Source organism: Terriglobus albidus, assembly GCF_025685425.1.
GTDB lineage: Bacteria > Acidobacteriota > Terriglobia > Terriglobales > Acidobacteriaceae > Terriglobus > Terriglobus albidus.
This window is the reverse complement of sequence record NZ_JAGTAS010000058.1, coordinates 355,875-378,293: the sequence shown is the minus strand read 5'-3', so window position 1 is coordinate 378,293 and position 22,419 is coordinate 355,875. Positions and strand designations below refer to the sequence as shown.

The window sequence follows — 22,419 nt, the reverse complement described above, 5'->3', positions numbered from 1 at the left end:
GTCAGATCTCGGAGTTCGGTTCATTCGGGATGGTTAGGGTCCATGCGAGCAGGCTGCTCAACAGGTAGAGACCGGCAAAGATCCACATAAGACCGACGATGCCAACAGAGTGATAGAAGATGCGTACGAGGCCCGGACCAACGAGCATGGCGCCGCCTGCACCCAGGCTGAGCAGCGAGAGAGCTTCGCCGCGATTTTCCGGAGCCAGCATCGGAGCCAGCGCGGAGAGTGGGACATAGCCGGCGAGTGTAGCGCCGTAGAGCATGCCGGTGACGACGCTGAGGCCATAACTCTTCGTCGCCAGAGGGACGTAGTAAAGCGCGAGTGTGGTGATGGTGCATCCAAGGCCGCCGCAGATGGCCACCGTCTGCCGCCAGCCAAACCGGTCACCGATCAGACCAAAGAGCAGGTTCCAGATGATGTTGGAGAGAAAGATGGCGCTGAGCAGCGTGAGGAACTGTGCCTGGGTGAACCCGATGCGGTCCTGAAAGAACGCCGGAAGAATGACGAAGAACCCGAACTCAGGAGCCGTGTTGATGACGCGTACGATACAGGCAATTCCGGTCTTCGGCCTCCGCCATGCCAGTGTGACTAAGTTGAGGAGTGCGTGAAACGGACTGTCAGTCTCCGCGATGAGACGTGAGCGTCCGCGAGGTTCGCGGACACCGATCAGCAGAGCCGCTCCTCCGATGAGAACGAGAGCTGTGGCAATCCAGAAGGTACCGTACTGGCCAAAATAGGGAATGGAAAGCCGGGCTACCTGCGATCCCAGCGTGGGAAGGCCGCCGGTGAAGGCAAACCAGAACCAGCCCATGGCGGAAGCGAGACGCTGTTTCGGTGCAGCGAGCGTGATCCATACCAGGAAGCCAAAGGCAAAGAGCGGATAGCCGAGACCGCGCAGGCCGTAGGTCATCAGGACTGCGGGATAGGTGGCATGCTGCAGGCCGAGAGTCAGGAATAGCACCTGGAAGATCAGCCAGAGGACAAGGCCGATCTTGATGACACGGCGGGGTCCCCATACATCAGAGAGAGCTCCTGAGAGCCATCCGGCCAGGGCAGCCATCGCTCCATAAACAGACGAGATGGTTGCCGCATCCCCGATGGTGAGTCCGCGGCTTACCAGGTAAGGGGTGAGAAAGCCTGATTCGACGCCATCGCCAATCATGAACAGCAGCAGACCTACGAACCCCCATAGAAGAACGGGAGGTATGCCGATGGCATCGAGCCGCGAAGGGCTATGCGAGGTCTGTATCTCTGGGAATGAGGCCGTGGATTCCATGGGACCGCCCTTCTGCTGCCGTAAAAAGATAAAAGCCGCCCCAGCACCCATAGAAGACGGGCGGTGGGGCGGCTTTCGATTCTCTGCCGCTATCGTGTGGATAATGCCTTAGAGGGGAACTGGCTGTCAAATTTCCGTAGCCCTTCGGTGAGCAAACATTCAGCGAGTGAGGAGTTGGCTTTGAGAGCTTTTCGATATCTAGAGCATTTTTCCTGTTGCTGGGTATTCCGGCAGAGGAGTGCAGCGGCGTTTTCATTGCGGAAAGCGCCCATAAATGCGGAAGCCCTACTCTACACCTGCAGGAAAAATGCTCTGTCGTTCTTGCTTCTTGTTCCGATGGTTCTTTTGAGTCTCGGTGCTGGAGCACTTGGCCAAACAGGATCGCGCACGATCGGATTTCTGACCGACTTCGATACGAAAGATGATGCGGTAGGCATCTGTCATGCCGTCATGCACGGCATTGCTCCCACGGCTACCATCATCGATATCACGCACCAGGTTACGCCCTTTGATATCAGCGAAGGCGCGCGGTTTCTCGCTGGAAGTGCTCCCTATTTTGCAAAGGATGCCGTGTTTGTTGCGGTGATTGATCCTGGTGTTGGTACAGCGCGGAAAGCGATTATCGTGAAATCGAGGGTGGGGCAGTACTTCGTACTGCCTGACAACGGCTTAATTACCGGCATTGCGGAACGCGATGGCCTGGAAGCCGCACGAGAGATAACCAGTCCAGAGTGGATGATTGGGGCGAAGCTTTCGTCCACCTTTCATGGGCGTGACATCTTCTCTCCAGCGGCCGCGCATCTTGCGCGTGGGGATGATTGGACGACAGCAGGTCCTGAGATTCCCGTCGCGCAACTTGTCAGGCTGCACGGAACGGTGGCAAAGGTCGACGAAAAAGGTCTGCATGCGGAGGTCATCGGGACAGATGGACCTTATGGAAACCTGGTCCTCAACGTGCCGCAGACTCTCTTCGCGAAGCTCGGCTATTCCCATGGAGACGCCGTCCCGCTGACGCTGAACGGAAAAGCCTACCGCATACCGTTCGTGAGAACGTTTGACGATGTTCCCGTTGGAAAAGATCTGCTTTACATCGATTCGAGAGACAGGCTCAGTATCGCGATCAACCAGGGGAACTTCGCGGAACGGAATCATATCGAGAGGCATATGGTGCTGGAGATTCCGCACAAGCACTAGATGGCCTCATTGAATGGGGTAGAGAGTGATTGCTAATTCCCCCGCATTTCAGTAAACGTTAACTGTTACGTTTACTATGCGCTATCGAATTCTCGGCTCTACCGGTCTTTCCGTTTCCGTTATCGGGTTCGGCGCTTCGCCGCTGGGCAATGTCTTTTCCCCCGTTCCACAGGCTGGAGATGACGCCCTGGTAGGTCGGGCGGTGGATGCCGGCATCAATTTTTTCGACGTCTCTCCTTATTACGGAGATGGGCTGGCGGAGGAGCGCCTCGGAACTGCGCTTGTTCCACATCGAAGGAATGTAGTGCTGGCGACCAAGTGCGGGCGCAATGGCTCTGATCGATTCGATTTTTCGGCGAAGGGGATTACTGCCAGCCTGGAAACCTCCCTGCGGCGATTGCGGACTGATGCGGTGGACCTGATCCAGGCACACGACATCGAGTTCGGAGATATCGATCAGGTCATTCACGAGACGATTCCTGCCTTATGGGAGCTAAAGCGGCAGGGCAAGGCCCGGTATGTCGGTATTACCGGATATTGGCCGGGCTTGCTCGCGAGGGTGGCCGCAGAGGCGCCGGTCGATACCGTATTGAACTACTGCCACTGGAATCTCTTTTCGAATGACATGGATGAAGCCTTGTGTCCGGCAGCGGCGCGGTTGGGGATCGGGCTGATCAATGCGTCGCCACTGCACATGGGGATTCTGGGAGGAGTTAAGCTTCCCGAATGGCACCCGGCTCCGCCTGCGGTGCGTGCAGCCGGGGCAGAGGTGGTTGGGTTCTGCCGTTCGTCCGGCGTGGATCCCGCCACGCTTTCGATGTGGACGTGTCTGCAACATCCATCCGTTGCATCGACGTTGATGGGATTTGCCAGTGCCGGGCAGGTCGACTCGGCGTGTGCTGCGCTGGATTTTGACCCGGATGCCGAGGTGTTGCAGACCGTGCAACGTCAGGTGTCTCCGGTATACAACACCTCATGGCCGCAGGGGCGCCCGGAGAACGAAGACACGAAACGCGCGATGGCAGGATTGGAAGAAGACGAGATCAAGGTGGCGAAAGCATGAAAGCGTTGACGATGGTTGCTCCTGGTGAGCTGGCGATGACAGATGTCCCAGAGCCAGGCAACGAAGGTGTTCTGCTGCAGGTAGAGATGGTTGGCCTTTGTGGATCGGACCTGAACAGCTATCGCGGAAACAATCCGATGGTGAGCTATCCGAGGGTTCCGGGGCACGAGATTGCAGCGACTGTGTTGGAAGGATCGGAGAAATACCCTGCGGGCACGCGGGTAACGGTCTCGCCTTATACGAGCTGTGGATGTTGCCCATCATGCCGCAACGGGTGTGTGAACGCCTGCGAGTTCAATCAGACCATGGGTGTGCAACGCGATGGCGCGTTGACGGAACGCATCCGCGTGCCGGAGGAGAAGTTGTACACCTCACCTTCCTTGGGTCTGCGTGAGCTGTGCCTGGTAGAGCCTTTAACTGTCGGATTTCACGCCGTGGCGCGGGGGCGGGTGACAGAAAGTGATACGGTCGCGATCTTCGGTTGCGGTGGCGTCGGGCTGGGCGCGGTGGCCGGCTCGGCGTTCCGAGGCGCTCAGACGATTGCGATCGACCAGGATGACGAGAAGCTGGAGATTGCCCGCGCCGCCGGAGCCGGACACCTGATCAACACCCGGCGCGAGGACGCTGCAGTGAAGTTGAAGGAGATTACCGGATGCGGACCGGATGTCGTAATTGAGGCGATCGGCCTGCCGGAGACATTCCGCATGGCGGTCGAGCAGGTCGCTTTTACGGGCAGGGTTGTCTATATCGGCTACGCTAAGCAGCCGGTCTCCTATGAGACGAAGCTCTTTGTGCAGAAGGAGCTCAACATCATGGGCTCGCGGAATGCCCTGGCCGGCGATTTTCGCGAGGTCATTGCGATGCTTGAGGCCAAGCGCTTTCCCGTGGAGAAAGCGATCAGTGCGGTTGTGGGAATGGATGAGGCTTCTGACTATATTGCCCGCTGGGCGGCGAATCCTGCTGCGATGAAGAAGATTATGGTGCAGGTGCGCTGACGTAATTGCGAACCGTCACCCTGCAGCCCTATTGTCGTGACTACCTGTATGAAGTGCATTCACGCCATCGTCTGCAGCGTTCTATTCGCGGCTTCCAGCCTGTATGGGCAGGTCGTTCTGCGGCCCGAGAGTTTTCGTCATTACGTTGACGAGTTTCGCCAGCAGGAGAAGCTGGTTACGGGAAAACAGGGAAGCGATTCGTATCACTGGATGGCGGCCAATATTCCGCTGTTCGAGTCTTCCGATAAGGACTTCAATGAGCTTTACTATTTCCGCTGGTATGCATTCCAGAAACACGTGGTGCGCAGCGAGAAGTATGGCTACCTGATCACCGAGTGGCTGCCGAAGCCGGAGAGCCCGGATGGAGCGTATGGTGTTCTGCCGGACGCGACACCGTTTCATTTGCGTGAGGCACGATGGCTGCACACCTCCCAGATCGCTGCGGATTATGCACGCTATTGGTTGAAGCCGGAGGCCGATCCGTGGAAGTATTCCGTGCCGTTGGCCGATGCCCTCTATCAGGTAACGCTGGCAACAGGGGTCCGCGATCTTGTGCGGGAAAATTTACCTGCGCTCATGCAATATGCGGAGCATTGGGATGCAACGCAGCGAGACAGCAATGGCTTGTACTGGTCGATCGACACCCGGGATGCGATGGAGAAATCGATCTCCGGTGATGGATATCGTCCGACCTTGAACAGCTATATGGTGGCGGACGCGAGGGCGATCGCCGCGCTTACCGACGATGCCGATCTGCGCACGAAGTTCATTCGTAAAGCAGATCTCCTGCGGAACCTGATACATGAGAGGCTTTGGAATACGAAAGATCAGTTTTATGAGGTGCTTTCGCCGGCCGCTGATTCTGGCATCCGCAAACAGAAGAAGTTTGTCGATCCAGGAACGCAGATGCAGTTTTCAGGCGTGCGGGAGCAGATCGGCTACATCCCATGGACGTATGGCATCGCTACGCCTGACCAGGACATTGCCTGGAATCAATTATTTGACGCGCAAGGTTTTGAAGGAAAGTATGGGCCAACGACTGCAGAAAAGCGGAGTCCGCGGTTTCGTTTTGCCAGCAGCGACCAGTGCACCTGGAATGGCCCGATGTGGCCCTTTGCGACAACCCAGACACTGACAGCGTTGTCGGAGCTGTTGGAGACACGAGGAACGTCGGCCATCAGCAACAGGGAATACTATAAGTTGTTTGCCCGTTATGTGCTGGCGCAACACCTCACATTGCCCGGTGGTCAGTCGATTCCATGGATTGACGAGGATCGTGACGCGGATGCTGATGACTGGATTGCGCGCCGTATGTTGGTGGAGAAGAACAAACAAGTTGGGCGAGGCAATTACTATAACCATTCCGGTTTTGCCGATCCCCTGATCACGGGCCTGTTAGGCATCCGTCCGGAATCAGGAGATACCTTGCATATCAAGCCGTTGCTGCCTGAGGGGACATGGCAATACTTTGCCCTGGACGGGTTGCCTTATCACGGGCATCAGTTGACTTTGGTCTATGACCGCACGGGGGCCCATTACCACAAAGGACACGGCTTCCAGGTCTGGATCGATGGGAAGATCGCAGCGCATCGTGAGGAACTTGGCCCGCTGACAGTGCAGCTCCCGGGAGCGAAGAGATGATGAAACGAGGAATCATTGCTGCTTCGATATTGCTGGGATTGACGACCGCCGCCACACGGGGAGAGAGCTATCTGTTTGCTTATTTCAAAGAGCCCGGTGACACCGGAATTTACTTTGCCCTGTCGCATGATGGCTATCACTATGCTCCGCTCAATGATGGGACGCCATGGCTTCTTCCACCGGCAGGACAGAAGATCCGCGATCCTTATCTGACGCAAGGGCCGGACGGGAAGTATCGATTGGTATGGACGTGGGATTGGCGAGGCAAGTCGATCGGTTATGCCGAGTCTGACGACCTGCAACACTGGACTGGAATGCGGGAGATTCCGATCATGGCTGATTTCCCTCAGACCAATAACACCTGGGCTCCGGAGATCTATTGGGACACGAGGGCCGGGAAATGGCTTGTTCTGTGGTCTTCCGCAATGAAAGGCGAGCCGAACAATCACCACATTTGGTCGTCGATGACAGCGGACTTTAGGAGCTTTACCAAGGCATCGGTATGGTTCGACCCTGGATACGTCACCATCGACCAGACGATCTTTCACAACACGTCGCGGAAGGATCTGGCTCCGTGGTACCTGGTCTTCAAGGACCAGAACCAGGACCCGCTGCGTTATCAGATTCGTGTTGCGAGTGGGCCCAGTGTACAAGGGCCATGGAGTAATATCTCCGGACCGATTACACCGACATGGAGTGAGGGACCGTCAGCCTTGCAGATTGGAGATCGATATGTGGTCTTTTACGACTACTATCGTCCGCCGGCAAGGTTCAAGGCGGTAGAGACGACGGACTGGGTGCATTGGAGCGATGCGACCGACAAGATTGATCTGCCGCGTGGATGTAAGCATGGGAGTTTTTTGAAGATCAGCGATGCCGTGGCATCTCAATTGGAACAGCGACACGATTCATCAAAAACGGCTTCGAAATAACAAACGATAAGACGGTTCGCGCGTAGCGCGAACACCCAGGTCCCCGAGGGACCTGGGGCACCAGTGAGGGCTATCTGTCTTAGTCCTCGAACATCCAGTCAAGATTTGGTGGCTCTCCATCAACGGAAGCAGTAGAGAAGTTGATGCGAGCTTTGACCTTTGTCTCCTGTGGGATGAAGCCAAGAATCACGTAGCTTCCACGGCCAAGGTCGAGCTCATTCCGTCCGGCGGAGAGTGGTGCGGCCCATACGGTGAGAGCCGGTGCTCCCTTCAACGCAACCGCGTTGGTCAGGGCGATATTCCAGTTCTCGGCATCGGCATTCTGTGGGCCTGCTTTGTTGACTCCCTTGCGGACGAAGCCGACCAGAACCTGCGCAGGTTTGTCGAGAGAGAAGCGGATGGGGGCGTTGCTCTTGCTGCTGACGCGGATGCCGCGCATACCGTCCAGTTCACCGGCTACCGATGCAATCTGCTGTGGTCCATCGGGAAAGATCGGTTCGCCTGCTTTGACGGTGAATGCTTCGCCGGAGCCAGGCTCAAGCTGGAAAACGACCTGAGGAAGTCTCTCAACCGGCTTCTGCGCCTCTGCCAGAGCGGCGGGATCATTCATGCTTTTCAAGCGTGAACGGAACGTGGCCAACTCCCTTTCATAGATGGGGAGGATGTCGCGCCAGTGATTGGTCTTCGGACCGCCGCGTACAGGGATCTGCCGCTGCGAGGTCTGCATACCGGCTGCATTGCGATAGGTCTTGTCGGTGATGTCCGTTAGTTGGCGGAAGAACTCGACCGATGAAGCCAGCAGGGAATCGGCCCTCTGAAGATGTTGCTGGTCTTTGTCATACCCAAACAACATGACTTCGGCGGCAGCGTGGGTCTTTGCCTGATAGAACTGCATCAGAAGCCAGATGCACTGCATGTCGCTGGCGATACGATCGTACTCGTCCTTATTCTTCGTGACATATGGCGCCGCTGCTTTAGCGGCTTCGTACGCCTGCTCTGCGCCCTTGGTGACGGTATCGGCTACGCCAATCGGTGTTTCTCCCTGGTGTGGCTGATGATGGAACTCATGGTCTACGTAGTCGTACAGGCGCTCGCCGGCTGGAGCATTGGCAGTCCAGAGCGTCTCAGCGGGGCCAAAGCGTTTGGCATCGATCAGCTCCGGCATTGTCATACCGAGAGCAAACGCCTGACGATTGCCTTCGGTGATACCGATGCGCGGCAGCAGGCGTGGTTGTGCCGGACCAGCGAGCGTGTAGGCATCCAGCAGTTTTTCTCCGGCCTGTGGAGTACCGAATCGCTGAGCGAACTCCTGAACCCAATACGTGCGCTCTTTTTGTGGATCACGATTAGGGTTCCAGGCGTAGCGAGCCCAGGCTTCAAACCAGATCCAGTCCCGCTCCGGCTGATAGAGCAGGGGCTCGGTCTTGTCGGCGGCGTTGGGCCAGTCCCAGTAACGCAGCGGGTAGAGGTGTACGCCTCCGATGCCGATGCGCTGATAGTTCAACAGGGTCTCACGAACGAAGTCAGGATCTCCCCAGCGGAAGGGCTCGAGGTTCGAGAGCAGGTGAACGTTGGAGACGGCGACGTTGCTGTTCTCCACCAGCAGCTTGAAGCGGTCAAGCACTTTGCCGCGATCGTTCGTCCAGGTGAGGGACTCGCCATTCCACTTCGAGAGTGTGTCGATATTGCCGTAGAGAGGCTTACTTGCCTTCAGGACATCTTCGATATCGGTGGCATGATCTCGAAGCACGATCGGCGGCTCCACTGTGGTGCCAAGCGCTTTCATGCCGTCTTTCACGCCGGGGATGATGGCCTGGGTCATGAGCTCAACACCTTTATGTGGAGAGAGAGCCTCGCCGAGAGTCATCATGAGGCCGACGTTCGGATAGTTGCGGATGAACTCGGAGATGACGTAGCGGGTGTACTCGATGGACTCCGGCGTCGGGTTCACCAGGTGATAAGGCAGATGGTGAGCGCGGGCGTATGTATGGGAGAGATGAAGGTTATAAAAGCCCTGCAGCAGCCAGATACCGCGCTTGTCCGCCTCTGCGGTGATCCAGCGCATCATCTCGATGTTCTGGTTCAATTGTGCGTCGCTCAGCTCCTGGGCTTCTGGGTACTTCGGCAGTTTCAGCAGCGAAGTGAACGGATGACCATTCCAGAGATAGAGCGTGTTCGACCGCTGGCGAACCATCATATCCAGGTAGCGGGTCCATTCCGCCTTGTCATAGAAGAAGGGAAAGTCTTTGGGCGTGTAGGGGTAATCGTATTGTGCGTCTTCGTAGGTGATCTCAGGCTTCTGCATTCCGATGCAGGTTCCGCGCAGCTTCAGCGCTGGATGATCGATGAACTCGATCTCTTTCGGAAGAGCATGTGCCTGGTTGATACGGCCGGCCAGTTCCAGCGCTCCGTAAAGAACACCGGAGGCATCGCTGCCGGCGACAATGATCTGGTTACCGATGCGCTTGATGACGAAGGCTTCGGTGGCACCAGGCCATAGCTGCGGCAGTTGCTTGTATTTTTCGACTGCGGGAAGGGAACGCAGACCGAGTATGATCTCTTCACCACCCTCAATATGGTTCGCGGTAAGGGCCGCTTGCAGGCGGTCGGCGCCAAAGCGTTCACGGGGCGTTGCATGTTCCGGGACGACGACCTTTACAGGAGCTGCCATCACGATGGCGGGTGCGGCAAAGACGACGGAGAAAAGCACAATGGACCGGATGCGAACGCGGGCCTGTGTCAACAGATGCATGTCATACTCCTAAACTTTCTGGAAGAGCACAGCCATGTAGGGCTTGCCCGTAAGCTCGATGTGGTTGGCGCCACCCTGAATCTGATCGGCGGCGTTTTCGTCGATGAACCTGCTGCCAGTGGACCTTCCGGTAAACACGCCGGGAAGCTCGCGCTCCGTCATATTCCAGGGATCGATGAGTGTGGCTTTGAAGCGTACACCCGCGGGAAGAGGAAAGTCGTATTCGCCGACGCAGTGGAAGTCGAAGTAGTAGAGATAGAGCTCTTTCTCTTTGCCAGCTGACGGGTAATAGGCATCTTCGAACTCGTTGACGCCGGTTTGCGTCGTTCGTTCCAGCAGCGTGCGCAAAAAGGCGATCCGCAGTGGGCTGGCACCGCGCAGTTTTCCGCCGTCGCTCCAGACGGGCTCGCCCGGCGGTGTCTTGTAGGTCTCTCCGTGGGAGGCATAGACACCGTGAACTGTGGCGAGCCAGAAGCGCCGCGTCATCTCTTCCGCAGAGAGATTGCCCCAGCGGCGGGCGATGTTGCCCTCGTATTGGATCTCGTCATAGATGATGGGCTTATTCCAGGCGGCGCGGCGCTCGGCTGACTTCTGAAAGTCATATTCCTGCAGGCTCGCGTGCGTGCACCACGGTTTGGAATGGTCGTAGATGATTTTGCTGTGATGGATGGAACGGAGATGGCTATAGGGATCGCTCGCGACCGTGATGCGGAAGAAACGATCCCAATCGGCCAGGCTCTTGGTCTTTACCAGGTCATATTCGTTTGCAATCGCCCACCAGACATTCCGATACCCGGCAAAGCGAGCAATCGCGTAGCGAAGATAGCGGTCATCCTGCTCCGGAGTCATCGATTTGAAGCCCCAGGAGTCATACGGATGAAAGAGGATCAGGTCAGCCTCAATACCGGCCTTCTGGAGTTCCAAAAGGCGGCGCTCGATCAATTGGAAGTAGCGTGGGTTGATGCGATCGCAGTCGAAGATTGCATTTGAGGGAGTGTTATCTTTCAGATCTTCGTGATGAGCACTGCTGGAACCCTCAGCGTGCTCGAACGGAAACTCCGGCATGCCGCGTTTTCCTTGTCCCTTTGGCAGAATGCAGACGCGCACCTTGTTGAAGGGAGAGTCCTTCAGCGCGGCAATTGTCTGCGTATCGTAGGGTTCGCTCATGAATAGATATGAGTAGGTGGTGGTGCCAAAGGGAAAGTACGGTGTGCCGTCCGCATACTGGAAATGGAACTGGTGAGCGACGTGGACTGGCCCGTGGTTCCCCGCCGAGGCAGAGGTGCAGCGAAAGCTGCCTGACTTGCCATGCAGTGCACCGGCTGAGGATGTGGTGGTGTAGCTCCAGTCGCCGGTGGCATCCGGCATGAAGCGGATGCGGTAGGTTTCGTTGCCGTCGTAGAAACCGGTGACATTGACGGCGCGATGCTGATGGCGGAACTCCGCCGACAGGGAGACATCAAGGAATGGGTTCCCTTCGGTGGGACCACTGAGAGCGACCTCAAAGATTCCCCACTGTTCGATAGTCTCTGCCCCGCCTTGTTCTGCGGTGGCATCGCTACCCGATGCCGCATTGCGGAATGAATGTTCTGCATGCGCGGCCAGTGGAAGAGTTGTTGCGAAGGCTCCAGCCCCCAGCTTCATCATCTCGCGGCGGTTCATGGTTATGCGTGTCTCCACTTAGCGAACGCATCGATCACTGATCGCGAATCGTTCGTTGTTACAGAAAGCACCAACCGAATCCTGCGTGGAGGTATCCGCCGAGAAGGGAAGGTGCTGTCGTTTATGCCACCCAAGTATGCAATGTCGAGGGGTCGATGTGCATTGCATTTTTTGTCGGTACATTCTGACAAAATACGAGAATTTCAAGGGAAAGCTGCAGAAAATCGCTATGTTTCCTCTCATTCTTTATTGACAATTCTTTCTTCACCTCGCTAGTGTGGCAGCCGTTCCGGATTCATGAATGAAATCTGGTTTTCAATCAGGAGCACGTCTATGAAACGCTTTGCCGCTTTGCTTTTGCTTCTTCTCGCCAGTGCCTCTGTCATATCAGCCCAGGAGTTTCGCGCAACTCTGACGGGGCGAGTCGCAGATCCAACGGGCGCGACCATTCCTCATGCCTCCGTGCTTGTCACCAACATGGAGACGGGCGTCAATTCGATGACTACGAGCAATGGCGCGGGTGAGTACACCGTACCGTTCCTGGCTCCGGGCAAGTACCGTGTGACCGTTACCGCGAATGGTTTTCAACGCTACGTACATGAGAACCTGACGCTTGAGTCCGGATCGAAGGTTGGTGAAGACGTTACCATGCAGGTAGGCGCCACGACCGAGGAGGTCCGGGTAACCACCGATGTCCCACTGATCCAGACGGAGACGGCTTCGGCCGGGCAGACATTGTCGGCTCAGGAGATCGAGAACCTTCCCGACAACGGCCGTTCCCCTCTGGCGCTGGCCAAGACGATGTACGGTGTCGTGGTCAAGCAGAAGAACTCCGTCGTGCAGGCTCGGCCCTTCGATAACTCCGCCGCTTCCGACTTTTCGCTTGGCGGCGGCAATTCGCAATCGAACGAGTATCTGTTGAACGGCGTGCCCAACATGCAGGATTCCTCACGCCTGCCCGGTTTCAGCCCGCTGCAGGACTCGGTGCAAGAGGTGAAGGTAGATATCTTCAATGCTGATGCGTCTACCGGCGATACGTCGGGCGGAACGGTCAATCTTGTGACCAAGTCAGGAACGAATCAGTTCCACGGCTCTCTTTCTGAGTTCAATCAGTTCTCTGCGATCAATGCACCGAATCGCTGGTTCGCGGGAACGACCAAGCAGCAGGCCTATCGCCAAAATCAGTACGGTGGCCACATCGCAGGTCCGATCTGGATTCCTCACGTGGTAAATGGTAAGGACAAGCTCTTCTTCCTGTATGCCTATGAAGGATTTAAGGGATCGCAGCCCAGCCCAGTGTTGACGACTGTTCCTACGGCAGCGGAGCGCAATGGCGATTTTTCCGCGCTGCTGGGCCTGGGGGCCAACAAGTCTGCTGCTCGCTGCACAGGTTATACGGCCACATACAACAGCTATCAGATCTTTGACCCGGCTAGTGGCACGGCCGACCCGAACTGCCCCGGTCAGGCTCTGCGCACGCCCTTCACTAATAACATCATCCCGGCATCGCGCCTGAGTCAGATCGCGCTGAAATATCTTTCGCTTTACCCGCAACCGAACGTGACCGGTACGGCGGATGGGCAGAACAACTTTTATTCCAGCAACAACACGATCAATAACTACAACTCGAACTCCGGTCGCTTCGATTGGAGCATCGATGCCAACAATAAGCTGTTTGTCGATGTGCATCGCAGCGAGTATCAGCCGATCCAGAACAATTACTTTGGCAATATTGCCACTGGTTCGAAGAGTTATACGGTCTATCAGGGCGGTTTGGTCGACTTCGTCCATACTTTCAGCTCATCGGTGGTCATGGATTCCCGAATCAGCCTGACCCGTTCCTATAAGAACTCGGCAATTGCCAGCGGCGGTGTCCAACCAAGCAGTTACGGTTTCCCGAGCTATCTGGATTCATCGTCCAGTGCGGGCGCCGCGCTGCCTCGCATTAGTTTCAGTGAATCCGGCACAGCCTATACCACTCTGAGTGCGGCGTCGCCCAGCCGGACGGCTTTCGACACCATCCAATTCTTCACCGCGGTCACATGGGTGCATGGCCGCCACACGTTGAAGATTGGTCCGGACCTTCGCCAGAACCGCAACTATGCAACCCCGACGGCTCCCGGAAGCAGCAACTACTTCACCGGAAACTTCGGTTTCGATAGCACCTTCACCAAAGCGGGTACGGCGCTCGCCGGGCCGGTCTTTGGCGGCTCGATGGCCTCTTTTCTGCTGGGGGTTCCGTCGAACGGCGCCTATACCATCAGTCCCTACCTGACTTTCAACAATCACTACTTTGCCGGTTTCGTCCAGGATGACTGGAAGCTAACGCGGCGGCTGACGCTGAATCTTGGTATTCGCCTGGAGAGTGAGACCTCGATCAACGAGAGCCATAACCGTGCTGTCTCTTATTTTGATCCGAATGCCGTGAATTCTGCGGCGAGCGCAGCCGCGACAAAGTATGCTGCATCGCCGATTCCGGAGCTTCCGGCGGCGAACTTCAATGCTAAAGGCGGTCTGGTCTTTGCATCCGATGCCCGCCGCCATGAATATGCCACGGCGCCGATGTACATCACGCCGCGTGTGGGCCTTGCCTTCAATCCGCCGATCTTCAACGACCGGATGGTAATCCGCACTGGTTTCGGTATCTTCGTCAATCCGTATAACGACTACTACACGCCGCAGAGCTACGGGTATATCTCGAATACATCTCTGGTGGCTTCGCTCAACAGCAACTTCACGCCGGCTGCTTCGCTCTCGAATCCATTTCCAGCAGCGAATCCGATTCTGCAGCCCACAGGAAATGCGCTAGGGGTGAATACCTATCTCGGCCAGCCAATTACTACCCGTCCGCGTGCGGTAAAAATACCGTATTCCGAACGGTGGTATCTCGACCTGCAATTCCAGGTGACCAAGAACACGATGTTCCAGGTTGGGTATTTAGGCAATCATCAGGTCCATCTCTCGTATAGCAATTGCTTGAGCTGTGTGCCCCTGTTGCCGTACCTTAGCCGTTCGCCGGCGCGCGATGCCGCGGTACAGAATAACCTTAGCGCGGCCGTCTCCAATCCTTTCAAGGGTGCGCCCGGTATGACCGGAACGCTGGCGACGGCAACCACTGTTCCGAAATATGTGTTGCTACAGGCCTATCCTCAGTTCGGTAATGGCACTGCCCAGAGTGGCGTAACGCAACAGTTGGCGCCCGACTCAAGCTCGAACTATAACGCTCTGATGGCACGTCTGCAGAAGCGCGTCTCCGATGGGTTGACTTTGAATGTCAACTATACGTATTCGAAGAATCTGCTATCGCAGCAACTCAACGCCGGTGGCCCATTGTCTTATCAAGGTAATTCTTCTGATTTTCCGCACCATCTCTCAATTACCGGAGTCTACCGCCTGCCATTCGGTCGTGGACGGCAATTTGCCGCCAATACGCCGTATGTCGTCGATGCTCTGATTGGCGGTTGGACGATGAATACAATCTTCCAGCATCTATCGGGTGGATCTATTCAGTGGAATAACCCGCCGCTCTTTGCCAATGGAACATCGTTTGACAAGTCGTTGACGTTCAACGCACGCCGCGTTGAGGGTGTATTCGACACCACGAAGTTCAATCGGGATGCGAACTCCCAGCCCAGCACGACATATAACTACCGTACCTTCCCGCTCTTCTACGGACGGCAGGACGGAACGAACAACCTGGACGTCTCTGTATTGAAAGACTTCAATGTCTTCAAGGAACGCATTCACATGCAGTACCGGTTTGAGGCATACAACGTCCTGAACCACACCAACTTCGGAGCACCGAATGTTTCGCCCACCAGCACCAGCTTCGGTCTCATTACGTCAACATCAACTCCGCCGCGCGTGCTGCAGCAGGCTCTGCGGCTGAATTTCTAACCTCCCTAGAACAAAGGAGAACGGGGTGCGCATCGCGCACCCCGTTCCCTTTTTGGTATCCAGAGTCATTTATGCAAAACGGATGGAATAACGCGCACCGGCCTCCGCTTCGATGATGTACTCTTCTCCTTCGGTTTTACCGGCGGACTTGCCGCGTAACTGAACGCTCTCCACGCGTGAGCCATGGGGCACAGCCAGACGAAGCTTTCCAGGACGCGATGCCAGAACGACTGCCGAGAATGGCTTACCTGACTTCCAGGTGAGATTGACGGTGAAGCCTCCACGGGCACGGAGGCCCTGAAAGCTGCCGTCCTGCCATACAGAAGGAAGAGCGGGCAGCAGGCGCACGACGCCTTCATGGCTCTGCAGCAACATCTCTGCCATACCTGCCGGCATACCGAAGTTGCCGTCGATCTGGTACGGAGAATTGTCCTTCAGTCCGCAGACGTCAAACATATTCGGACGAACGCTCTGGCGGAAGAACCACTTGATGTTGTCATAGGCCAGGTTGCCGTCTTCCAGACGGGCACACTGGTTGATGATCCAGGAGCGGCTCCAGCCGGTGCTGCCGCTGCCCGCGTCGAGACGGCGCTGCAGAGAGACCCGGACCGCGGCCGCGAGGTCTGGAGTCTGACGGAGTGTGATCTGGTCATCGGGATGGAAGCCCCATAGATGCGAGATATGACGATGCCCGGGCTCGAACTCGTCATAGTCCTCGGCCCATTCCTGAAGCTGTCCGTGTTTACCAATCTTGTAAGGCAGCAGCTTCTTTTCCGCGGCTTCCACCTCGGCACGAAGATCTGCATCGAGATTGAGCTCACGGCTTGCCGCGACAAACTGGCGAAACAGGCCGCGGGCGATTGCCTGGTCCATGGTCGGTCCCATGCAAAGGTTGGCTTTGGTTTTCGTGGTGCCGGGAAGGATATAGCCGTTCTCCGGAGAGCAGGAGGGGCCACCGACGAGATGGCCGTCCTTATCCGTTTGCAGATAGCCAAGCAGAAACTCGGCTGTCTCTTTCAATCGGGGATAGGCGCGCTGCTCGAGGAAGGTCCGATCGCCGGAGTGCAGCCAGTGCTCCCAAAGATGAGTGGTGAGCCATGCGCCACCCAACGGCCAGAAGCCTCCACCGAGGCCATCGATGGGCACAGCGTCTCCCCAAAGGTCGGTGTTGTGGTGGATGCAGAAGCCACGGGCGTTGTAGTACTTCTTCGCGGTGGCAGCTCCGGCAGCGTGCGCTGCGTCCAGCAAATCGAACATCGGGAAGTGCAGATCGCCGAGACCGGTGACTTCGGCGATCCAGTAGTTCATCTGAGTGTTGATATTGATAGTGAACTTCGAGCCCCACGGTGGATCAAGTGCATCGTTCCAGATGCCCTGTAGATTTGCTGCCATCGTGCCTGGACGACTGCTGCTGATGAGAAGATAGCGTCCGAACTGGAAGAAGGTAGGCAGCAGGTGGACATCATCCTCGCCCTCTTTCATTCGCTTCAGGCGTTCGTCGGTTGGTACGCCTGCATTGGGATCGGGTGTGTTCAGCAACGTAAGGTCGGTGCGGCGGAAGAATTGGCGATAGTCAGCGATGTGCCTGCGCCTGATCTCGGCGAACGGTGCCGAGGCTACGGTGAGATAGCGGCGGCAGGCCCCTTCCATATCCTGCGTCCTGATCTCGGTTGCGGCGCACAGAAGCAGCGTAACTTCGGTTGCTCCTTCGATCTTGAGCGTATTGTCTGCCGCGGAGATACGGCCCCCACGATTCAGGGCCACCATTTCGGAGCGGAAGCGGACACCTACTTGACGTTCCTGGGTTGCCGGGTCGGTCGTTGGCTTCACCGGCAGCGCTTGACCGGTCATGACCAGCCGCTTGCTGCCCACGACCTGGGTGGTCGCATTCGCTGGGCGGTCCAGCGCCGCCGTGAAGGAGAGCTTGCCGGGAACGCTGGCGGTGAGGTGAACAATGATGACCTGGTCCGGAGCAGACGAGAAGACCTCACGGACAAACGTGACTCCATTACTGACAAATCTCGTTGTCACGATGGCGGAGTCGAGGTCGAGCTGATGGCGGTACTGCGAGATATCTGTAATGCCATCGAAGTGCAGATGCAGATCGCCCAGCGTCTGATAGTAGGGCATGCGCGTGGGAACGGCGATGACATCCTTCATCGCAAGTGCTTCCGCTTCTTTCACGTTGCCGGCGAAGAGCAGCTCGCGGACACGGCGAACGCCTTCGGCTGCATTCGGATTATTGCGGTCGCGCTTCTCGCCCACCCAGATCGTCTCTTCGTTGAGCTGAATACGCTCATGGACGGGCTCGCCGAAAACCATGGCGCCGAGACGGCCATTGCCCACAGGGAAGGCATCGCGCCACTCCCGGGCAGGATGATTGAACCAGAGGCCATAGCGAGGCTTCTCCTGGGAGGTAGTGATGGCGCTGCCTCGTCTGGATGTGACGGCGATGCCGGCCAGGACGGAGTCGCGCAGAAAGCCGCGGCGTGAGAGATGCATCTATATATCTCCTTATTGTTTCCACACGACGCCTGCGCCATGCGCAGGCAGATCGAGGATAGAGGTTTTACTGATGTGCAAGGGTTGCAATGTGATTCCTTGTTCGCTTTCGAATTCGGGGCTAGCCCGCAGCGTGCCATGGGTCCAGCGCCGACTCGTAGCTGAGAGCACTGATCTCGGACGGGATTTCATGTCTTCCGGTCTTCCAGTCCACAGAGATTGAGGCTTCCGGGATATTACTTTGTGACCAGAGCCCGGATGGAGTGCAGTCGCTCCCAGGCTGATCAGCAGATCGCGACGGCGTAGCATCAGTTGCCTCCCTCCAGCGTCGAGACGATCAAGATCTCTCCAGGTTGGACAACGACATCACGCAAGCCAGGCTTTGCTGCAGCTACCTCGTTCTCTTCGTACTGGGTAACGTGCTCCACCTGGCGCCAGGATGTGTTCCAGGGAATCTCGACGCGAGTGGTGTCGGTGCTACGGTTCAAGAGGACGATCGTCTTTTTGCCGGTGTCTCCCGCAAATGCTGAGACCAGAAGATCCGGGTTGCCGGGAGCCGTGGCGTTGACACGCCACATTCCCTCTTGAATATGGCGGCTATAGGCGCCGAGAACCCGGAGCTCGAAGCTGGAGGTAACCGGGATATTGCCGTGTGTTTTGTCGGGAATCAGTAGAGAGCGGGAGGCACCGAAGTTGGGCTGTTCGACATCGAGAATCGTCCAGCAGTACATCAGGGCAATAGCATTCAGCTCGGTCAGGTGCTTGTGGTAGAGCTGTCCCACCTGGAAGGCGACGCGATAGCTGGGCTCCTGCAGCTTGCCGTCGTTCAGGCAGATTTCGGTGGCCAGGTAGGGTTTGTCGCCCATCGCAGCGCGCATCGCCTGTAGCTGCTGATCGTAGCGGTCAGGACCAGCGGCATACTTTTGCCAGTCATAGACGTGGCTAGCGACATAGTCCGTATCCTGCCAGGCTTCAGTGTCCTGTTTCAGATCGTTCACCCGGCCGACGCCCATCCATAGATAGGGAGCATCGGCCATGTGGATCTTCACGTCTTTGAAACCAGCTTTATCCAGTTCACGGCGCAGGCTCTTTGTCATCTCGGCATAGACCGAGGGAATCTGTTCGACCTCGTTCTGAATGCCGACGATCATTGGCGGCTTGCCGGACTTTTTAGTAGCCATGCGGCAATACGCCACAACGATGCGGACATACTGTTCCACGTCAGCCTGCTTCGTAACGGGCTTCTTCCAGGCGTCGATGATCTTGACTGGGCCGTCGTAGGGCTTCTCTGCCCATTTTGGCAGAGCCCACATCTCGTAAATGACGTGGCCGCCAAGCGCAAGCATGCGACGCGAGTACTCGAAGTTGCTGACTTCTCCGTTAGGAAAGTTGTCGCCGTAATAGTGCGGTGTAGCGGATGAGAGATCGTCGAAGTTGCTGAGGTCCTGCTTGAGCTCCGTGCCCATCGGATATTCCCGGTGGAGCAGCAGATTGTATTTGTGGATAAGGTGCCAGTACTCGGCCTTACCGCGTTCGCTCAGCTCCGCATAGGCCGGAATTCCGGGGCTGCCGCCGAAGCCGAGCATGGTTTGCTGTTTGCTGTCCCGATCGATCTGCAGCGCTGCAGTTTTGATCTCCGATGCGAGCAAAGCCCCGCGGACGACGAGGTGTTGCGTGCGCGGAGCGACCAGCATCATCTGATGCCGTTGTACATCGAAGTACATTGGGGCCTGCAAAAGATCTTGCCCGTTGAGCAGAACATGTACGGAGAGATGCGAATCGGCGACAACCTTAAGAGTGCGAGGGTGTCCGGTAAAGGCCTTTTCCTGCCGTATGAGAGTGCCTTTCTCTCCCAGTAACTGCGTGCTGTCGTACCAACGCTCTGAAAGCTTGACGTTCCCTTCGCTGAGCTCGACTGTCAGGCCGGCGTGGGGGCCGGTGAAGATCCAGCGCAGTGTAGCCGTCGGCGGGAGATCACCTTCAATTGCGATGGTGCGGCTGAAGAGCGCCGGCAGCATCTCATGGAAGTACTTCCGGGCGGGTTCGTTGGGACGTGTCCATCCAGGCCCGGCAGGGCCGTCAGCGGCAAACTCGAAACGGTCTGCTGCCTGCGTTATCGCGGGAGCAGCGGTATCGGGAAGTTGCAACGGCTGCTGGGCCGTTATTGGAACGGTGACCATTGCAACAACAGCGGCAGTAGGCCATGGATGCCATCTGTGTTTCATGGTTATTCTGTCCACCCTTCCACAGCGAGCCCTTTGCCGCGAACTACCTTGTCTTCAGCCTGGACGGTGAACCCTTCGGCCTTCCCCCTTGCGAACTGGGCGACACCTGCCTTTTTCGCCTGCAGGTGAACGTTCTTGAGCTGCAGGTTCTGGATTGGAGCCTCGGGGAGCCCCTGGATCTGCACGGCTGTCTGCGAGTTCTTCGCGGTTACGTTTTCGAGGTAAATGTCATGGAAGCGGGGAGTGTGCTCTGCGACAGGCTCACCTGGATCGTCGGCTTTGTAACCGGTGTAATAGCCCGTGATCTGAATCGCGGTGCGGACGTCTTCCATGGTGATGTCCTTATAGTGGAAGTCGCCGATATCGTTTCCGCGTCCGCGGGCGCTTTTAATGCGGATGCCTTGATCCGAGCTCTTGAAGCCGACGCGCTCGACCCGGACATGCTGTACACCGCCGGCCAGCTCGCTGCCGATGGAGAGGCCGTGTCCATGGACAAACTCGCAGTCCCGAATGGTGATGTCACGGCTGGGGACGATAGGTTCTCCGCGATCAACCAATCCGCTCTTGATGGCTACGTTGTCATCGCCGGTGTCGATGTAGGCGTGCTCTATCAGGACGTGCGAGGTCGAGAGCGGATCGATACCATCAGTATTCGGCGCCTTGCGGCCGGGATTCAGGATGCGCACATTCCGCACCGTGAGTCCGTCGCAGAGATTGGTCAGGATGTTGTACATCGGCGAGTTCTGGACCGTGACTCCCTCGATGCGGATCTTTTTGGATCGGGTGATATCGACAATCATCGGCCGCGGTGGCTCGGGCGATGCCTTGGGACGATTCAGATGGCGGGTCCACCAGCCCTGTCCGCTGCCATCGATGGTGCCTTCGCCGGTGATTGCAATATCTTCCGCGTGATCGGCATGAATCAGCGCCATGCGGCGCCATTTGGCGTCCTCACGGACGGGGAAATCATCGATCTCCTCGCTGGCCTTGAGCATGGTGTCTTTCGCGACAGAGAGGGCCACGTGGCTCTTCAGATCGAGCGGGCCTGAGAGGAAGGTGCCTCCCTGCAGGACGACAGTTCCTCCACCTTGGGAGGCGCAGGCGTCGATCGCTTTCTGGATTGCGGCGGTATCTTTAGTCACGCCATCCGCTTTGGCGCCCATCTGGCGAGCATCGCAGGTTGTAGAAGCAAAGGCTGTCGCCGAGTAAAGCAGAGCTGCCGCCGCAACTGATTGAAATATCATCGACACGATTTTCCTGGAGTTGAAATCGGGAAGTTCAGGGTAAAGTGTGATTTTCATATTCAAAAACCTGTTTTCAGACAAAGTTGCGGGAAAACAAGTATAAGGAGTTTCACGCGAAAGTTGCACGCGCGTGTTCGTGTCCTGACCTTATCTGGCTTGAGGTGCTGTCATTCGTTCTGAAAAACGTACTCTTCGTTGCTACTTCAATACTCTGGCTCTCGTCGGTCTTGGGCCTTTTCCGGGCGGCTCGATGGCGGCGATCCGCGAGGCCGGTTATGACGGCGTACAGTTTCATATCTCGCCGAAACCGCAAGAGCTGGAAGAAGCTCTGAAGCAGGGGCTGGGAGTCTGTGCCGCGGCGCGGGTGAACGTGCCCGAGGACGCTGTCCGTGTTGCGCAAGAGGCTCACCTGATGGGGCTGGAGTGCCTGACACTCCACGTGGGGTGGGGCCTGGAAGATGACGATAATGCAGTGCGATTGATTGAGGCCGTACTGAACGCCTCGGCGAAACACTCGGTTCCAATGTATGTGGAGACGCATCGCGCGACGCTTTTCCAGGACATGTGGCGCGCCGTGGGCTTTCACCGTCGCTTTCCGGCGCTGGAGTTCAACGGCGACTTCTCGCACTGGTATACGGGCCAGGAGATGGTCTACGGAGGTTTCGAGACGAAGTTCGAGTTCATCAAGCCGATGCTGGAGTGCGTGCGGTTCATGCATGGACGGATTGGCAACCCCGGCTCGATTCAGGTTGATCTCGGCTCGGGAGATTCGGCGGAGCATCCGTACATCGACCATTTCAAGACGCTGTGGACGCACGTCTTCACCCGCTATCTGAAAGCGGAGACTGTAAAGCAGGAGTTCTTCACCTTCACCCCGGAGCTGCTCGCGCCCGACATCTACTACGCGCGTACCTTCCAGGGGAAGGAAGAAAGCGATCGTTGGCAGCAATCGCTGCTGCTGCGTACCATCGCTCAGCAGTGCTTTGCCGAGGCGGCGAAATCCACGAAGTAGAGCATTCGCCCTGTAGTTATC

Annotated in this window: 13 protein-coding genes; 7 read left to right on the top strand and 6 right to left on the bottom strand. The window is 57.0% G+C overall.

The window, feature by feature from the left end:
* Nucleotide 1 precedes the first annotated feature (1 nt).
* Nucleotides 2-1,279: an MFS transporter gene (locus OHL21_RS20660; RefSeq protein ID WP_263419199.1), complete on the bottom strand. Its 1,278-nt coding sequence runs from the start codon at nt 1,277-1,279 to the stop codon at nt 2-4.
* A gap of 336 nt (nt 1,280-1,615) precedes the next feature.
* Here OHL21_RS20660 and OHL21_RS20655 point away from each other — a divergent pair, with 336 nt between their 5' ends.
* The 5 genes from OHL21_RS20655 (at nt 1,616) to OHL21_RS20635 (ending at nt 7,104) form a co-directional block, all read left to right on the top strand.
* Nucleotides 1,616-2,473 carry an SAM hydrolase/SAM-dependent halogenase family protein gene (locus OHL21_RS20655; RefSeq protein ID WP_263419912.1) on the top strand — a complete coding sequence of 286 codons (858 nt, stop codon included), beginning with the start codon at nt 1,616-1,618 and terminating at the stop codon, nt 2,471-2,473.
* 76 nt (nt 2,474-2,549) lie between these two features.
* On the top strand, nt 2,550-3,536 hold the full coding sequence (locus OHL21_RS20650) for an aldo/keto reductase (protein WP_263419198.1): 987 nt from the start codon (nt 2,550-2,552) through the stop codon (nt 3,534-3,536).
* Nucleotides 3,533-4,531 carry a zinc-binding alcohol dehydrogenase family protein gene (locus OHL21_RS20645; protein ID WP_263419197.1) on the top strand — a complete coding sequence of 333 codons (999 nt, stop codon included), beginning with the start codon at nt 3,533-3,535 and terminating at the stop codon, nt 4,529-4,531. Before OHL21_RS20650 ends, OHL21_RS20645 begins: the two co-directional genes overlap by 4 nt.
* A 48-nt stretch (nt 4,532-4,579) precedes the next feature.
* Nucleotides 4,580-6,172 (top strand): MGH1-like glycoside hydrolase domain-containing protein, encoded by a 1,593-nt coding sequence (locus tag OHL21_RS20640; RefSeq protein ID WP_263419196.1) that lies wholly within the window; start codon nt 4,580-4,582, stop codon nt 6,170-6,172.
* A complete protein-coding gene (locus OHL21_RS20635) occupies nt 6,169-7,104 on the top strand; it encodes a glycoside hydrolase family 43 protein (protein ID WP_263419195.1) in 936 nt (311 codons plus the stop codon). Before OHL21_RS20640 ends, OHL21_RS20635 begins: the two co-directional genes overlap by 4 nt.
* A 79-nt stretch (nt 7,105-7,183) precedes the next feature.
* On the opposite strand, the gene OHL21_RS20630 is transcribed toward OHL21_RS20635, so the two are convergent.
* Nucleotides 7,184-9,856, bottom strand: a complete 2,673-nt coding sequence (locus OHL21_RS20630; RefSeq protein WP_263419194.1) for a hypothetical protein — start codon at nt 9,854-9,856, stop codon at nt 7,184-7,186.
* A gap of 9 nt (nt 9,857-9,865) precedes the next feature.
* Nucleotides 9,866-11,518 carry a DUF5060 domain-containing protein gene (locus tag OHL21_RS20625; RefSeq protein ID WP_263419193.1) on the bottom strand — a complete coding sequence of 551 codons (1,653 nt, stop codon included), beginning with the start codon at nt 11,516-11,518 and terminating at the stop codon, nt 9,866-9,868.
* A 333-nt stretch (nt 11,519-11,851) separates the two neighbouring features.
* On the opposite strand from OHL21_RS20625, the gene OHL21_RS20620 reads away from it, so the two are divergent.
* A complete protein-coding gene (locus OHL21_RS20620) occupies nt 11,852-15,415 on the top strand; it encodes a TonB-dependent receptor (protein ID WP_263419192.1) in 3,564 nt (1,187 codons plus the stop codon).
* A 69-nt stretch (nt 15,416-15,484) separates the two neighbouring features.
* On the opposite strand, the gene OHL21_RS20615 is transcribed toward OHL21_RS20620, so the two are convergent.
* The 3 genes from OHL21_RS20615 to OHL21_RS20605 form a co-directional block, all read right to left on the bottom strand.
* Nucleotides 15,485-17,917 carry a glycoside hydrolase family 95 protein gene (locus tag OHL21_RS20615; protein ID WP_263419191.1) on the bottom strand — a complete coding sequence of 811 codons (2,433 nt, stop codon included), beginning with the start codon at nt 17,915-17,917 and terminating at the stop codon, nt 15,485-15,487.
* Between the two features lie 308 nt (nt 17,918-18,225).
* Nucleotides 18,226-20,142: a glycoside hydrolase gene (locus OHL21_RS20610; protein WP_263419190.1), complete on the bottom strand. Its 1,917-nt coding sequence runs from the start codon at nt 20,140-20,142 to the stop codon at nt 18,226-18,228.
* Between the two features lie 2 nt (nt 20,143-20,144).
* Nucleotides 20,145-21,386, bottom strand: coding sequence for a glycoside hydrolase family 28 protein (locus OHL21_RS20605; protein ID WP_263419189.1), 1,242 nt, complete (start codon nt 21,384-21,386; stop codon nt 20,145-20,147).
* 250 nt (nt 21,387-21,636) lie between these two features.
* Here OHL21_RS20605 and OHL21_RS20600 point away from each other — a divergent pair, with 250 nt between their 5' ends.
* A complete protein-coding gene (locus tag OHL21_RS20600) occupies nt 21,637-22,398 on the top strand; it encodes a sugar phosphate isomerase/epimerase family protein (RefSeq protein ID WP_263419188.1) in 762 nt (253 codons plus the stop codon).
* The last annotated feature ends 21 nt before the right edge of the window (nt 22,399-22,419 follow it).